8 protein-coding genes and 1 tRNA gene are annotated in these 15526 nt (G+C 63.6%); 1 reads left to right on the top strand and 8 read right to left on the bottom strand.

Translation table 11 applies throughout. The features are described 5' to 3' along the window. Positions 1-300: 300 nt before the first annotated feature. The 5 genes from BL8807_RS04975 to BL8807_RS04955 form a co-directional block, all read right to left on the bottom strand. Positions 301-376 (bottom strand) — tRNA-Lys (locus tag BL8807_RS04975). 182 nt (positions 377-558) lie between these two features. Beyond that, positions 559-837 carry an Lrp/AsnC family transcriptional regulator gene (locus tag BL8807_RS04970; protein ID WP_072727137.1) on the bottom strand — a complete coding sequence of 93 codons (279 nt, stop codon included), beginning with the start codon at positions 835-837 and terminating at the stop codon, positions 559-561. Positions 838-1137: 300 nt separating this feature from the next. Then, entirely contained in the window at positions 1138-7890 is a 6753-nt protein-coding gene (locus tag BL8807_RS04965; RefSeq protein WP_072727138.1) for an Ig-like domain-containing protein, read from the bottom strand. Positions 7891-8040: 150 nt separating this feature from the next. After that, the gene (locus BL8807_RS04960; RefSeq protein WP_072727139.1) at positions 8041-9264 is read right to left on the bottom strand and encodes a putative ABC transporter permease; all 1224 of its coding nucleotides are present in this window, start codon (positions 9262-9264) and stop codon (positions 8041-8043) included. Positions 9265-9486: 222 nt separating this feature from the next. Continuing rightward, positions 9487-9924: a hypothetical protein gene (locus BL8807_RS04955; protein ID WP_072727140.1), complete on the bottom strand. Its 438-nt coding sequence runs from the start codon at positions 9922-9924 to the stop codon at positions 9487-9489. Between the two features lie 401 nt (positions 9925-10325). Here BL8807_RS04955 and BL8807_RS04950 point away from each other — a divergent pair, with 401 nt between their 5' ends. Next, a complete protein-coding gene (locus tag BL8807_RS04950; RefSeq protein ID WP_072727141.1) occupies positions 10326-10937 on the top strand; it encodes a hypothetical protein in 612 nt (203 codons plus the stop codon). Between the two features lie 402 nt (positions 10938-11339). Here BL8807_RS04950 and BL8807_RS04945 read toward each other — a convergent pair whose 3' ends face one another. The 3 genes from BL8807_RS04945 to BL8807_RS04935 all read right to left on the bottom strand — a co-directional run bounded on the left by BL8807_RS04945 (position 11340) and on the right by BL8807_RS04935 (position 15499). After that, positions 11340-12650 carry an ATP-binding protein gene (locus BL8807_RS04945; RefSeq protein ID WP_072727142.1) on the bottom strand — a complete coding sequence of 437 codons (1311 nt, stop codon included), beginning with the start codon at positions 12648-12650 and terminating at the stop codon, positions 11340-11342. A 229-nt stretch (positions 12651-12879) separates the two neighbouring features. Next, complete coding sequence (locus BL8807_RS04940; RefSeq protein ID WP_094725499.1) at positions 12880-14136, bottom strand: IS110 family RNA-guided transposase; 1257 nt, start codon at positions 14134-14136, stop codon at positions 12880-12882. 439 nt (positions 14137-14575) lie between these two features. Next, complete coding sequence (locus BL8807_RS04935) at positions 14576-15499, bottom strand: alpha/beta hydrolase (RefSeq protein ID WP_072726929.1); 924 nt, start codon at positions 15497-15499, stop codon at positions 14576-14578. Positions 15500-15526 lie beyond the last annotated feature (27 nt).

Genomic DNA, 15526 nt, shown 5'->3' with positions numbered 1-15526 from the left:
CATCAGGCGAAGGAAAGAATCAGTCCTACTTTGCGAAACTGTTCGGCATCACAACTGCCGGCATGAGCCAGAAACTCAGCAAGCCCGGCCGCCTGACCTATCAAGAAGTATTAATCATTGCGCACGAGCTACATACCACCGTTGCCGCGCTTTCAGATGACACCCTGTATCGCCAAACGCAAGCGATGTACGCACAAATCGAAGGATTGTCCGACGACATCCAAAGAATGACCAGCTCAAAAATCGCCGAATGGAAAGGCGAGAAACAAAAAGCCTCCGGAACCGAAGCTCCGGAGGCGATGGTACCCCCCGTGGGATTCGAACCCACAACCCACGACTTAAAAGGACGCTGCTCTAACCGTTGAGCTAGAGGGGCACGGTGCGTAGCACCAGTGGGATATTTTACAACGAATCGTGAGACACGCCAAACTCAACCGAAGCCGCGTCGCAATCATGCCGGACCCATGCGGACCAGACCAAGACCCCGACAGCACGGTACGCATCCCATACCATTCGCCGGACTCATGAGGACAGGGCTAAGGCGCGGCCTCGCCGGACTCAGTCGAGACCGAGTTCGTAGGCGGCGGCCAGTTCCTTGCCGGAGTAGGTTTTGAACGCCATCAGCGTGCGGGTGCGGGTCACGCCGTCGACCTTGGCGATGCCGCCGGGAATCACGTCGGTGAGCGCGTCATGGTCCGCGGCGGAGACGACCGCGACCAGGTCGATATCGCCGGCCACCGAATACACCTCGCGCACGCCGGGGATGTCCGCGATCGCCTGCGCGACCTCGCTCACTTTGCCGCTGGCCACGTCGATCAGCACGATTGCGTTCGTCATAACAACTCCTTTGTCCAAACCGCCAACATCTGCCATACACACCGGAACTTCGGAACGGCCCGCATCCCGCAGGAACGGCAATATCATCACCCGCCATTATAGGGCCGCTCACGGAACAACCCCAGCCCAACCGGCCACGATCAGCTCCCCGACGCACGTCATTCCCGCCCGTCATACTTCGGCGGATTCCGCCGAGATGGGCCGAACATCCCGCCAACGCGTGATGCCCACACACCATGTGGCATGCGGGCATCATACGTTATGCGACGGCCCATGAACCGGACCGCAGGCGCAGGGCGGTCAGCGACGCGAGCGCCTGACCGTCATAAGGAACGCGCCGGCCGCGACCAGCAGACCCATGATGAGCACCGGCAGCGCGGCGGCGGCGCCGGTGGCGGACAGGCGCTTCGCACCGCCGTCGTCGGTCTTGTCTCCGACGTTCTGACCGGGATTCCGTCCACCGCTCGGCGACTGCCCGCCATCGGGCCCATCTGATCCGCCAGGCTCACCGGGCTCGGGATCGACCGGCTTGACCGGTTTCAGAGCGTCGACTGCCACGTTCAACGCCTCATAGGCTTCCTTCAGTTCCTCGTCCGTGGCGTCGGGATCCGCCGACACGGCCTTGGCCGCGGCCAGCGCCTCGGCGAACGCGGCCCAGCTTTCGGCGGTGTACCGCGATTGGGATTCCGCCAGAGCGTCGCCTTGCGAGATGAGGATGGCCAGCGTGGTGCGCTGACTCCTCACCGTCACCGTGCGCACGACCTCAACCGTGTTGCCGGTCTTATCCGAAACCCTGTACGTCAGCGTGTAGACGCCCGGCTTGGCGGAATCGACCTTGCCTTCGACCGTGATGGAGTCGGTCACGTCGCCGTCCACGTTATCGGTGGCGGTGACGCCTTCCAACGGGTCGAAGTCGGACCAGCAATCGATGGTGGCGTCGGACAGGCTGACGAAGACCGGAGAGACCGTGTCGACCACGGTGACCGTGCGCTTGACTTGGGTCGTGTTGCCGGCCCTGTCGGTCACCGTGTAGGTCAGCGTGTATTCGCCGAGTTTGCCAGTGTTCACCTCGCCCGTCACCTCGATGGCGTCGGTCAGGTCGCCGGAGTTGTCGTCCGTGGCCGTGACTCCGGCCATCGGATCGAACTCGTCGCCGAATTCCACAATCGGCGGATAGGTTTCGGCGAAGGTGATCTTCGGGACAGCCTCGTCCTTGACCAGCGCTTTCTGCGCGACGGCCAGCGCCTTGACGGCGGCTTCCACCTGCGCCTGGCTGGCGTCGGTATCGTCAAGCACGGCCTTTGCCTTGGCCAACTCATCGGCGAACCGCTGCCACGATTCGTTGGTGTACGGGTCGGCGTTCAGCTTCGCCGCGGCTTCCACGGCCGCCTTAAGCGCGGCGGTGTTGGCCTTCACCGTCACCTTGCGTGTGAGTTCGGCTGTGTTGCCGGCCTTGTCCGAGACCGTGTAGGTCAGCGTGATCACGCCGTCCTTACTGGTGTCGACGGTTTCGGGATCGACCGCGATGCGGTCGGTCACGTCGCCGTCCTCATTGTCGGAGGCGGTGACGCCGGCCAGCGGGTCGAACTTGTCTCCCACGACGAGCGTGATGTCCTTGTTGCCTTCGATGGCGAACTCCGGAGCCGAGACGTCCGTCCACTTGGCGACAAGCGTGAGATCGCCCGTCACCACGGTGGAGAAGTCGTACTCCCCGCCCTGTTCGGTGGCCCAACCCGCGAACTTGTATCCCTCGCGCGTCGGAGCGGCAGAGGGCGCGGCAACCGCGGTCTCCTCAACCACGGTCGTTGCCGCCGTGGACTCGCCGTCGGAGAAAACTCCGCCGTTCGCGTCGAAGGTCACGACGTACTTCTTCGCGACCTTCGTCACGTTGACGCGCACGGTGACGGGCAGGGAATAATCCGGCGTGGTGATGCCCTTCACTTCAAAGGACGTGCCGCGCTTGCCCTCGGCCCACAGGTCGTCGCCGAACTCCTCCCACACCACGGAGGATTCGGTGGTTCCGCCATCCGACCATGTGATGGTCGCCTTGACCTGGCTCAGATCAGGCTTGGTGCCTTCGGGAGTCGTCACCTGAGCCGTCACCGCGGCGCTGACCGGGGTGGCGTCGTCCGTGACGGTGATGGTGGCCTTGGCGGTCTTCGGCATGCCATCCACCGTGCCGGTAATCGTCAGAACGTTGTCTTTCTGCCCCAACGCATCGTCGGTAAGCGGCGTCAGATTCCAGGTCACCCCCACCAGTTTGGAGGTGCCGTCGGAATAATTGGCCTTCACCTGCTGAGGCAGCAGATCGGCCACCTGCCGGGCGGTGGAACCGACCTTGACGGCAAGCGAGACCTCGTCATATCCCTCCAGCAGATCAGCGGTGGATTCCTTGACGTTCACATAGCAGTAGGCCGGCTTGTCCGTGCCCTCAACCTTGCCGACCACCTCGTAGGTGCCGGGCTTGCCGAAGTCGACCGTGCTGGTGTCCCACGTCACAGGAACCGGCGTGGCCGTCCCGCCAACGTAGTGCACAGCCACCATTTCAGGCAGGCTCGCCACACCAGCAGCCACGCTGGCGACCGAGACGTCGATCACCGACACGTCGCCGCTGGAAGCATCGTCGCGCACCTCCACCTGCGTGGACACGCGGTTGACGAAGCCCGATGCGCGCGCGATGCGGGCGACCGCGGCCAAAGACGCTTCCGACGCCTCGGCGGACGGTGCGTTCAGATTCAGCGTTCCGTACACGGTGAACGTGCCGGCCTGCTGGTACTGCTCGACCGGAATCGGATCCCACACGACCGGCACGGACACGACGGAGCCGTCGTCCAGCATCACCGGGGCGTAGCTGGCCAGTGTGGGCCGCACGCCCGTCTTGGTGACCGCGCCGTCGATCGCCTGCGTCTTCACTTCGGCGGGTGCCTTCACGCGCACGGTAAGGGAGATGCCCATCACCTTCACGGGGGTCGACGACGAATAATCCACAATCGAACCATTGACGGTGAACACGGCGCCGGCATCCTGATACGCGCTTACGGGAATGGCTTCCCATTGCGCGTACATCGTGCGGCTCTTGCCGGCCGAGGTCACCACCGTCACGGAATACGGCAGGCCCGGATACACACCCGGCGCCGTGGCCACATCGGCGAGCTGCACGGACTTAATGGACTCCACACTGACCGTGGCGGTGACAGGCACGTCGCTTCCGGTGATCACACCGTTGACCGTGAACGTCGTGTTCTCACGGTCCTCGCCATAGTCCGCGGGGTCGATGGCATCCCACGTCACCGGCAGCCATGTGCCGCCATCGCTTATATCACCCGTGGTGGCCCTGCTGGAGAACAGGCCCGCCACCCCGTCGGCGAGCGCCGACAGCAGACTCTCGGAATAGGTCACCTGCACCTGGGACGGCAGCGAGGGGACCACGCCCGGGCGTGTCCACACCTCCGTCGGCTCCGCGGTGGCATCGTCGTATACCGTCAGCTTGCCGCCCACTCGATGGTTCGTACCTGACACAACGCCGGTAAGCTCATATTCGCCGGATTGCGCGTAGGCCGAATCCGCCAGCTCGTCCCAGTCCACGCCGCCGTCCTGCGTCACGCCGTCGCTATAGGTGACGTCCGCCGTCGAATACCAGCTAGGGGACGTAACTCCGGCCAACGTTCGCAGCTCGCTGACATTCGTGACGGAGGTGATGTCCACCACGTCGAGGGTCAACTCGATGCTGCCGCCGGGATAGGTTCCCTTGATCGTATGCGTGCCGAGCGTGTCGAAGACGCTGTCGTCGATCCCCTCCCATTGCAGCGGAATGTTGCTGACGTACGTGCCGTCCGCGGCATAGCCTCCGATTGTCTCGGGCAGGTAGAGATCCTTGTACGAGGAGCCGCGCACATAGCGCCGCGTCCACGAATAGTACGTGTCGATATCAACGACTTCAGTGACGGTGACATGCATAACCGGCACGACGTCCGTTCCCAGCAGTTCGCCGGAAACGTCGAAAGTGCCCGCCTGCGCGTACTGTTCCGGATCGACCGTGGGCCACAGCAGACCGCTGTTCACCGACGCGACGTCGCCGTTGGTCAGGGTGATGCCCATCGAGCTGGGAAGCGTCGGCGCGACGTTCATCAGTGTGGTGACGGAGCTTTCCGCCCCGGATGGCGCGGCATCGAATACCTTGACGGTCGCGACGATCGGCACGTCGGAGCCGTGGATGTAGCCATTGACTTGGAAGCCGTTCGCGTTCAACGTGTTGTACATTTCAGGCTCAGGCGTCTCCCAATCGGCCACCACCTCGATCTGCGTGCCGTTCCACAGCGTTGCGGTTACCTGATACGGCAGATTCGGACGGACGCCCTTCAACGTGGACACCGTCACGGCGCGCGTCTTCTGACTGTCTCGAACCACCACATGGACGCTGACGCTGGTCCCCGTCTGCGACACCGTACCCGTCACGTCGAATTCGCCAGGCTGCGCCACCTGCTCGAAGGTCGGGCTATTCCACGTTACCCGCAAGGTCTCGGCCGCCCCGTCGCTATAGCGCACTTTCACGTTGTACGGCAACTCGGGCAACACTCCGGTCATGGTCTGCACCGCCTGCAACGGATCGACGGAAGTCACGCTCACCACCAACACATGCGCGACCACGTCGATTTTGCCTCCCAGCTTGCCTTTGACGTCGAACTGCCCTTCCTTCTGATAGAGGGCAGGATCGACGGTCTCCCAGTCCCACGAGTCCATGTTGTAGTACATATTGCCGGTAAGCGGGAATGAGACATCGAGATTGGGTGCGCGACCCTTCACCGTGGTGATGTTGATCTCATTGCTGACGAGCTCCTGCACATTCACCGTGGCCGTGGCCTTGAGGTCGATGCCTTGCACCGTGCCCTCCACCGTGAAGCTTCCGGCGGTCTCATATCGTAAGGGATCGACCTCATCCCATTGCACGGGCAGTGAGTCGACGCCGCCATCGGCGTACTGCACGCTCACCATGCTCGACCAGTAGTACACCGGCAACCCCACCACCGTGGTGTAGGAGGAAGTCGACAGCACCTCGACGACGGGCATAACATGTACGGTCACGATTGCGGGAATGTCGGTATAGTCGACCGCGCCTCGGACGGTGAACACGCTCTGTTCGGCATATTGCGAAGGATCGACGCTTTCCCACTGCACGCTCACCCATTCGCTGTCGCCGTTGGCGAGCACGACGCCCAGGCTGTACGGCAGATTGGGCGCGACGCCCGGAAGCGTGTAGACGCTCTCGCTTTTCACCGAGCGAATCGCCCACGCATGCACTGTGGCGGTGACCTCCACGGAGGACTGAGAGACATGGCCGACGACCGTGTACGTGCCCTGCTGGGCGTAATCATCGGGATTCAGCGTGCCCCAATCCACGGCGACCGTCGTCACCGAGCCGTCGTCAAGGGTGGCGTTCACGCTGTTGGGAAGCTCCCACTGCGGATTCTGCCCCGCGATGATGTCGACGGACACGCTCTCGACGCTGGAGAATCCTTTGACGGTGACGGTCGCGGTGACGGTCGCGTCACCGAAATTGGGCACGGTGCCCGTCACTTCGAACGTCCCCTTGCTCGCGTACTGGCTGGCGTCGATGTCATCCCAATACACATACGCCGTCTGCACGCTGCCGTCGGACAGGCGCGCCGTCACATCGCTCGGCAGCGACGGATACGCGCCGACGAAGGTCTGCGCCGTCACCGGCGCGAATGTGTAGGACAGCACGGTGACCTTCAACGTGGCGGCGATGTCGGTGCCGCTGACCACACCGTCGATGGTGAAGAAGCCCTCCTGCTTGAACGCCTCCCGCATCTCCTCGCTGTCCGGATCGTACGTCCACTCGACGGACATCTGGCCCGTCGTGCCATCGGAATACGTCACTTCCACAGTGGTTGGCAGGTCCCACGCATAAGGCATGACATTCACGTAGCCGACGTAGGAAGCCTCTTTCACCGACTGATATTCGCGCACATGCACGGTGGCGGTCACGGCGATGGACGAGTTCGACACAGTGCCGTTTACCGTGAAATCATTGGCGGAGGCGTACAGCGTCGGATCGATCTCATCCCAGTCCACACCGTACTGGTATTCGCCGTATCCCACCAGATAGAAACGCACGGAAGGCATTTCGGGAGCGGCGCCCACCACGGTGGTCACTTCGTCGACCTGCATGGAAACCACCGAAGCGAACGTTATGCTTCCTCGGACCTTGACGTCGCTTCCCTCGAACGAGCCTTCGATGATATAGCTGCCGGGCGTGTTGGACTGCTCTTCGGTGATCTCATCCCACACCGGGGTTTCCCACCCCGTGGATCCGTCCTGGTAGGCGACCAGCACGGACTCGTACGCGATGAACGGAATCACGCCGGCCGGATAGGTGCCGAACGCCACATCGTCCGCTGACACCACCGGATTATCCACGGACGCGACGGTGGGTTCGTCGCTTTGAGGCTCGCCGGCCTGCGGTTCGCCGGTCTTATTGTCGGCGGCGTCATCCGCCGGCTCCGCGGCGTCGTTTTCGCTCTGCTGCGGCGCGGCTTCGACGGCCTCGACAGTCAGATGCACGGCGGCGGGCAGATCGATGCCCTCGACGGTGCCGGTGAAATCGTATTCCCCGGCGGGCAGTCCCGCCAGATCGGCATCAGTGGAATAACCGTTGCCCGACCACGCCACCGTCTGCTCCTGCGCGGATCCGTCCGAATAGCGCACGGTGACCGTCTGCGGCAGCGCCATGGCGGCGTCTCCCTGCCGGCCGACGACCGTCTGGACCGCATCGATGGACGTGGCGGTCGCCTCGTCCGCCTGTGACGGGTCCGCCTCGTCATTCGCCCCGTCGGCCGTCGTCTGCTGGCCGTCGGCAACGGTCGCGTCCTGCGATTGCGTCTGCGACTGCGTGACGTCGGCTTCGGCGTCCTGCGCGACCGCCGACTGCGGAATGATCAATCCCATGCACAGCGTCGCCGCCGCGACCAGCGCCGCCACACCGACGCGCCCCGGATTACGTTCGCTTTCCTCATGATGTTTGGATCTGGACATCGTTCCCCAACTCTCTCTGGATTACGCTCTTCCCGGATAGTCCGCACGCGTACCTCATTGATGCGTACAGGCCACCAGTTTCGACGCTACCCCCCTTTCAAGGGGACACCAGATGGTTGTCAAAAAGACGCCCGGATATGTAAAAAACACTTATGCGCGGCCGGACTTGGTGGGGTCGATGCTCATCGTCTGGAAACGGTCGGCCATGAAGTCGTTGCCGAAATTGTCGGCGAAGAACTGGGTGATGGGCGAGTCGGGCAGTTCGCCGGAAACACGCGTGAACCAGCAGTCGAGCGCCATCAGCGTCATCACGCAGTCGACCACCATCAGCGCGAAGCAGACCGTGGTGAGCGAGTATCGCACCTTCCATGGGATCTTGTTGATCAGCCACAGCAGCCACGGCAGAATCAGCTTGATCCACAACAGGCCCAGCACACCCCAGAACAGCATGTATTTGCCGGAGGTGCGCCCGCCGATCGACAGCCATTGGCCGGTGTAATCCCATGCGGTGATGCCGAACGCGACCTCCATGAACCAGCTGACGAACCATTCGAACGCGCCGCCGATCACCGCGGAGGCGAGGAATATCGCCACCGGATTCGCACGCCACAGGCGGTTGAGGCAGGCGGTCAGAATCACCGCGCCGAAGCCGTAGATCGGCGAGAACGGCCCCCACAGCAGGCCGGCGCGGTCCTCGTATTCGCCGAACAGAATGTAGTGGTAGATCGTCTCGACCACCAAGCCGAACACGCAGCCGATCAGGAACAGCCAGAACACGTTGAAGAAGTCCAGCGAGATGTAGCCTTTGCCGGTCTGGTCGCGGCCGAGCATGCCTTTGCGCACGGCGTCCCAATAGTTGTCGCGCTCGTCCATGCGCCTGAGGGTGCGGTGCAGGCGGCGTTCCTCATGCAGCGCCGGATCCGCCACGATCGAGATGGTCACGAGGATCACCAGCTGGATCGCGGGCATGATCAGATTGCCGCCGATGCCCTGCAAAGCGAGCGAGAACATCGCCTCGGCGATGGTGAGCGGGATCAGCGTATAGGCCCAGCGGGCGGCGTGCTTGCGCTTGTTGCGCAGCAGCAACGCGCCGAAGACGACCAGGCAGGTCGCGTTCACCACCAGCAGCACGGTGTCCGCCGCGGTCAGCATGAACGTCAGGTCCATGAAGTCCACGTGCATACGGCCGGCGATCACCTCACGCGCCGCGTGCGCGCTGGACAACACGATGGCGGGCGCCGTCATGATGCCGTTGAGCAGCACCAGCGCGCCGTAGATGCGGGCCACCAGCGGCAGTCGTTTGTCGTCGATGTCGATCACGCCGTCGCCGTTCACGTCGGATTCGGCAATCCCCCGGTTCGTCACTTCACTCATAGTCCACTAGGCTATCAGGCCGCCCTCGATACCGCAGACGGCGGAGGAAAACGGAGGAAGCGGAGATCATCGACGGGCTTACCCCAAGCGGATACGACAAAGCCGAGCGGCACGCACGGCAGCGCGCCTGATAAACCACCCGGCGGCACAACCAACATTGCGCCTGACGGCACACCCGGCGGCACACCCGACAGCCGCTGGATTTCGGCCCGGCCCAGTCCGCTACCGCTTGGCGGCGGCGTCTTTCGGCCTGCGGTCGCGGGTGGCGTAGAAGCCGAGCGCGACAGCGAACACGATCAACGCCAGCGTATCGAAGGTGACCAGCGAGAACACCAGTACGAACACCAGCCAATACACCACTTTGCGGTTCGGATGGCCCGGGACGATGTATTTGAAGGCCACGAACGCGCTCACCGCGGCGACGGCGATAGAGGCGACGGCGTACATCGCCACATAGCCGACCTGCCCGCCGCCGACCAGCGTGCCATCCGCGGAGGGAATCACCCCCATGCTGCCCAACACCAGCATCACGGCCATGCCCGCAAGATAGAGGGAGCCGGCCCAAATCAGCGCGCGTTCCGGTGTGCGTTTCTGGAAGGCGACGGAGGCCGCCCGCTGCTGGCGCAGATAGTTGTTGTCATGCTTCATCGCATTCGCCATGATATGTCCTTTGTGAGTACGTCCCTCACAGTCTAGCCCCGACCCCGGCAATTCACCGGCAGCGACCTTCGCCCAGCCGCATCCCCCCAAACGGAGGGCAACGGCGCGAACCTCACCATATCCAGCAAGCGTTCAGCAAACATCCGGAAATCATCGGCGAAGCTCGCAGAGCACATCCCGACCAACCACAGCGGACAACCGGACCAGTGCGGTTCACTCGTATGCAGACCACTTAGCCCACCTATCCCACCAGCACGGCGTGGCACGAACCATCCGCCGACTCATACCGACCTCGTCGACCACAACGGCACACAAACCGCTTGCCCCTTTACGACCCAGCAACACATAACCATCCCATCATTCGACCGCGTTGCGTTCGCGGCCATACGAAAGGACATCCCATGACCGACAACACCACTTCTCTCTCCAACGAACAGCCGAACATCGCCACCAACACGTCTGCGGAAGGCGCACAACAGGGCGCCTATCCGTACACCACGGCTCAGTATGGAACAACCCAGTACAGAACACCCCAGTACGGAACACCCCAGTATGGCGGCGGCTATGCGGACGCGCCATATGGCGGCGCCCCACACGGCGGCTATGCGCCGTATCCGTCGGCACCCGCAGGAGCGGGGGTGAACGCGGCCGCGCAGGCGAAAAACACCAAGTCCACGCTGGGTGGAAAAACCATCGCCATGATCGTCGGCATCGCGCTGGCCTGCGGACTGGTCGGCGGCGCGGGCGGCGCGCTCGCGGTCAACGCGCTGGTCGGGCAGACCTCGAGCACGCAGATGGAGATGCAGATGCCGGGCGATATGGACAGCGATATGGGCGGTATGGGCGGATTCGGCGGCCAGTCCGGCGACAGCCAAAGCGCGCCCGACGGCATGTCGCAGGGCGGCTCATCCGATAGCGGCCAGTCCAGCGGAGACAGCGCTGACAGCAATAACTCCAGCAGCGACAGCGACGCTGGCACCAACACCTTCGGCGATTCCTCTATGACCATCTAGGCCAATCGGTTGAGGCGCCGTCAAACACGCCCCGACGACGCCCCAACCGGAGTCGAAACCGCTCCCGAAAAGAGGTGGGTACAAGTTTGGTGTGTCGGATTCTCCGAGCAAGGCCAATTTCGCACACCAAACTTTCGAATCAATCGTTTTACCTATGCGAGGCTCGACAAGCCCACACACCAAACTCAAAAACGATGTTTTCGGCGTGCATTTCAGATGCCGAACGGTGCGCACATAATCGTGCACACGAATATTGGATAATGAATGCCCCGCCTGCCTGCTAGGAGCGCGTCCGCATGCCACGGGCAAGTCGCCTGCAGTGTAGCGAGCGCCCGTCTATCCTGCCGGGCGTGATACCAGTAGACACCCGCCAAGATAGACGGCTTGGCAACGCGAAACCTTTTATCTGCCGAGTGCGGTGATGGGGATGACGTAGATGCCGTCATTGCGTCGGTAGGCGAAATCGCCCACGCCGATGAGCACGGCCAGGAATTCCGGGGGCCGCGTGCGCGCGCCCGTGCTTTCCGTCAGTTTGGCTTTCAGCCGGTTGAGGTTGGCCGCCGCCTCATCCACCTTGTCTTGGCTGGCTTTGATTTCGATGCCCGCCCAACGTCCGTCCGCGAGCTCGATAATCGCGTCGCACTCCAAGCCGGAATCGTCGTGGTAGTACCGCACCGGCTCCACTCCGATATCCGGCAAGGCGCGCGCGTACACCAGCAGATCGCGCACGCACAGGTTTTCGAACATCAACCCGAACGTCTGCCAATCCCCCAACAGCGCCGCCGGCCCCATGCCGAGCACCGCGGCCGCGATGGAGGGGTCGGCGAAATACCGACGAGCTTTGGTCTGCAAACGTTTGGGCGAACGAGCGGGCGGCACCCATCCGGGCACGGGATCAATCACGAACATCCGCTCGAACATCACTACGTATTCGGAAACCGTTCGGGCGGAGATGAAATCGTCAAGATTCTCTTCCGCACCGTACATATCTTTGCGCAAGGTTTCGAAGGTCACGGATTGACCGACATTGCGCGCCAGAGAGTTGAGCAGCCTTCGTGCGGATTCGGGGTCCTTCCCTTGCCGGGGCACGCCTTCGGACAGCGTGAGACGCACGTATTCACGAATCAACACCTGGGCGTCGGACACCGGCATGGATTGCGCCTCCGGCCAGCCGCCGCGGCAGGCCATGTCCAACAGTTTGGTCGTGCTGCTTTCGACTTTCACGGAAACGAACTCGCCTGCGAACAGCCCGGAAAGGCTGACTTCCCCCGTGGAGTCACCGGTTTCGGACAGTGTCATCGGACTCATGCGGATGCGCCCGATACGTCCGGAACCGGTATGCCGCGGCCGCCGGTCGTCGCGTGGCGTGGAGGATCCCGTCAGGAGCCACTGCCCCTTGCTGCCGGGTTCGTCGTCGACCTGATGACGGACCTCGTCCCACACGGCGGGCGCCAGCTGCCATTCGTCGATGACGTGCGGTCGCTCACCGAGCAGCATCAATGACGGATCCGCGGCCGCGAGCGCGAGATTGTTATCGCGGTCCACATAGGTGATGCTTTCCGCATGCTGACGCGCGGACCACGTCTTGCCGCACCATTTGGTTCCGGCGATCTCCACCGCGCCAAAGATGCGCATGTAGCGTTCGATCTGTTCGTCGACGATGCGTGGGCGATAGCCTTTGGGTTTGACTTGGGACGCTCTCTGCTCGGCCATATTCCGCCCTTTCTTGCCCACTAGACATCTGTCAACTACCAAAATCCGAACTTTTCAACTACCAAAATCCGAATCTTCCAACTACAATAATCCGAATTCTCCAACTACCAAAATCCGAATCATTACATCTATGTCATCACTGAAGTGAGATGCCTCGACTCCGCCCGGCATGACGATGCGGCCATCATCAACGTCATCCCGAACGAAAGCCGCCTTCCCCTTGATGCTCCTATAGTTTGTCAAGCTGTTGTTGGGGTGGTGTGTCGGTGGTGCTGTGGATCCATTGGGTGGCTCGTCGTTCGAGTTCGGGCAGGTCGCGGGCGCCTCGTTCGATCTCGCTGATCCTGCTGGAGGGCACGCCGAGGGCCTGTCCGACCTGTCGCTGGGTCAGCGCGTGGGAGAGCCTCAGTTCGCGCAGCATGGCGCCGCGCCGGGCGGGTGGCTCGCGTCCGGGGTCGCCGTCGCGGACGGCGATGAGGACGCGGTGGATCTCGCGGGCGATGTAGCGTTTGAGGCAGCGGATGGTCTCCATCTTGCTTTTGCCCTCGCGGGTCCTTTTGGCCATGTAGTCGCGGGTGGGCTGGTGGTGGCGCAGGCGCACGACGGCGATCTGGTGCAGGGCCTTGTTGCCCTGCCGGTTGCCTCCCCGGTTGAGCCGGTGGCGGCTGGTCCTGCCGCTGGAGGCGGGCAGGGGGCACGCGCCGCACAGTTTGGCGAACGCGGCCTCGCTTCTGACTCGTTCGGGGTTGTCGCCGGCGACGACGGCCAGGGTGGCCGCGGTGACGACGCCGACCCCGTTCAGGTCGAGCAGCGCGCGGGCGTGTTCCTCGAGGATCTCGCGCATCGCCCTCTCGAGCCCGTCCGCCTGTTCGCGGAGGGCCTTCCACGCCGTCGCGGACGCCTTCATCGCGGTGAGCGCGGCGCGCTCGACCGGCCCGCCGGCGGGCCGGCAGGCGGCAAGGCGGGTCATGCGCCTCCCGGTCCTCAGGCTCCGGTAGCGGTCCCGGACGGTCTCGGGCGCGGTGACGAGCATGCCGTTGACGCTGTTGGACAGCGTGGTCATGGCCGACACCAGCCGGTCGCGCTGCGTGTTGAGGTGGCGCAGGGCCTCGACCCAGCCGTCCGAGCTCTTCGGCCCGGTCCCGTCTCCGGCCATGACGCTCCTGGCCGCCTCGGCGGCGTCGACGGGGTCGGACTTGCCGTCCCTGCGGCGCACCGCGCGTTTGGGGCGCAGCACCTCGCGCGTCTCGTAGCCCGCGGCGGCGAGCCTGCGGGCCAGGGCCGCGCCGTACGAGTTGGTCCCCTCCACGCCCACCACGACCCGGGACGGGTCGGGCAGCATGCCCGCCAGCGCCTCGTAGCCGGCGGCGTCGGTCGGGAACGTCCGCGTGGCCAGCGGCCGTCCGCGCCAGTCGAGCAGGGCGAGCGTGTGGGTGTCGGTGTGGGTGTCCACCCCGGCGTAGATCGTCTCCATGGGCGGCGTCATCGTTGTCCTCCTTCGCTGGCCGTCGATGGTCGTTCCGGGGGCTTCCGGCGCAGACGGGACGTTGACGGGACACGCTACCATGGACGATGCGGGGTCCGATGGGAGCGTCCACGCTCCTATGAGGTCATGCGTCCATGGCCCTCGGTCCGGCGGTCCCGGGCGGGACAGATCGAGGGCGGGACAGCCGCTTCCCGAAAGGAACGGCGTCAGTCATCCTGGGGGTCACCGCCCGGACCGCCACCTTCAATTATCACCGGACAAACCGGCAATAACCATCATCAACGTCATCCTGAGCGGAGGCCGTAAGGCCGGAGTCGAAGGATCTCCGCCCGACCACCCGCCAGAGATGCCTCGACTCCGCTCGGCATGACAGTGTAACCATCACGCCGTCGTTCCGAATGGAGATGAAAATACATGGCTCTGCCCGAAATGACGGCCGCTATGGCTGGAGCTCATTGAAGAAGGTGAGGATGTCGGTGTTGGCTTGGCGGCTTTCCGACCATTCGGGGTTGGTGACGTTGAAGACGTGCTGAAGTCTGGCACGGCTTTGCGCATGGTATTCCCGATAGCGGTGGGCGACGCCACGCTCATCCAACACTTCGTGGAGCCGTCGCGTGCGCGTGTACAGCAAGGTGTCGTCGGATGTGGTCAGGATAAACGTCGGCGGCAGCTCGCCCATGGTGAGCACATATTCGATGGAGGCCATGCGCGCGTATTCCGCGCCTTTGCGCGGCTCGTCGAACAGCAAAGTTCCAAGCAGTCTGAACGACGTCTCGGCTTGACTCCAGTCGCCGCGCAGATCCGAGGCGGGACAGGACACGGCCACCGCGCGGATCCGCCATTCGCCCGCGCGCACGCCGTAATATTCCTGTAAGGCCGGCGAGCTTGCCGTCAACGCCGTCAGCAGGGCCAGATGCCCGCCGGCGCTGTCGCCGGTGACGAACAGCCGATCCATGTCGAAGCCGTAGTCCCGCGCGTGCGCCGCCACCCAGTCGAGCGCCGCGAAGATATCCGCCAATTGCCCGGCGAAGTCGGTTTCGGGCTGCAGCGTGTAGTTGATATTGACCACACGGAGGCCGCACGACGCAAAGTATTTCGCCTGTGATTCGTTGGTCGCCTTGGAGCCGGCCACCCATCCGCCGCCATGAATCACCACCAGCACCGGCCCCGCCGCCCTTTGCGTGTCGCCGTACACGTCCAGCCGATGGGCGCGGGTGCCGTCGTCGAGATACGGCAGATCGAGATGCGTTTCGAGCCGGTCGTAGACGTGCCCGTAGGCCCGTATCCGGGCCCACACCTCCCCCGCGTCCTTCAGCCGCAGCGCGCCCAGCAGCAGTTTGCGACCAAGCCTATCGAGTTCCATATCCGCCGCCTTTCGCCGACTATCCAT

This window comes from Bifidobacterium lemurum, from assembly GCF_014898175.1.
Taxonomy (GTDB): Bacteria; Actinomycetota; Actinomycetes; order Actinomycetales; family Bifidobacteriaceae; genus Bifidobacterium; species Bifidobacterium lemurum.
This window is presented reverse-complemented; position numbering and strand designations above follow the sequence as displayed.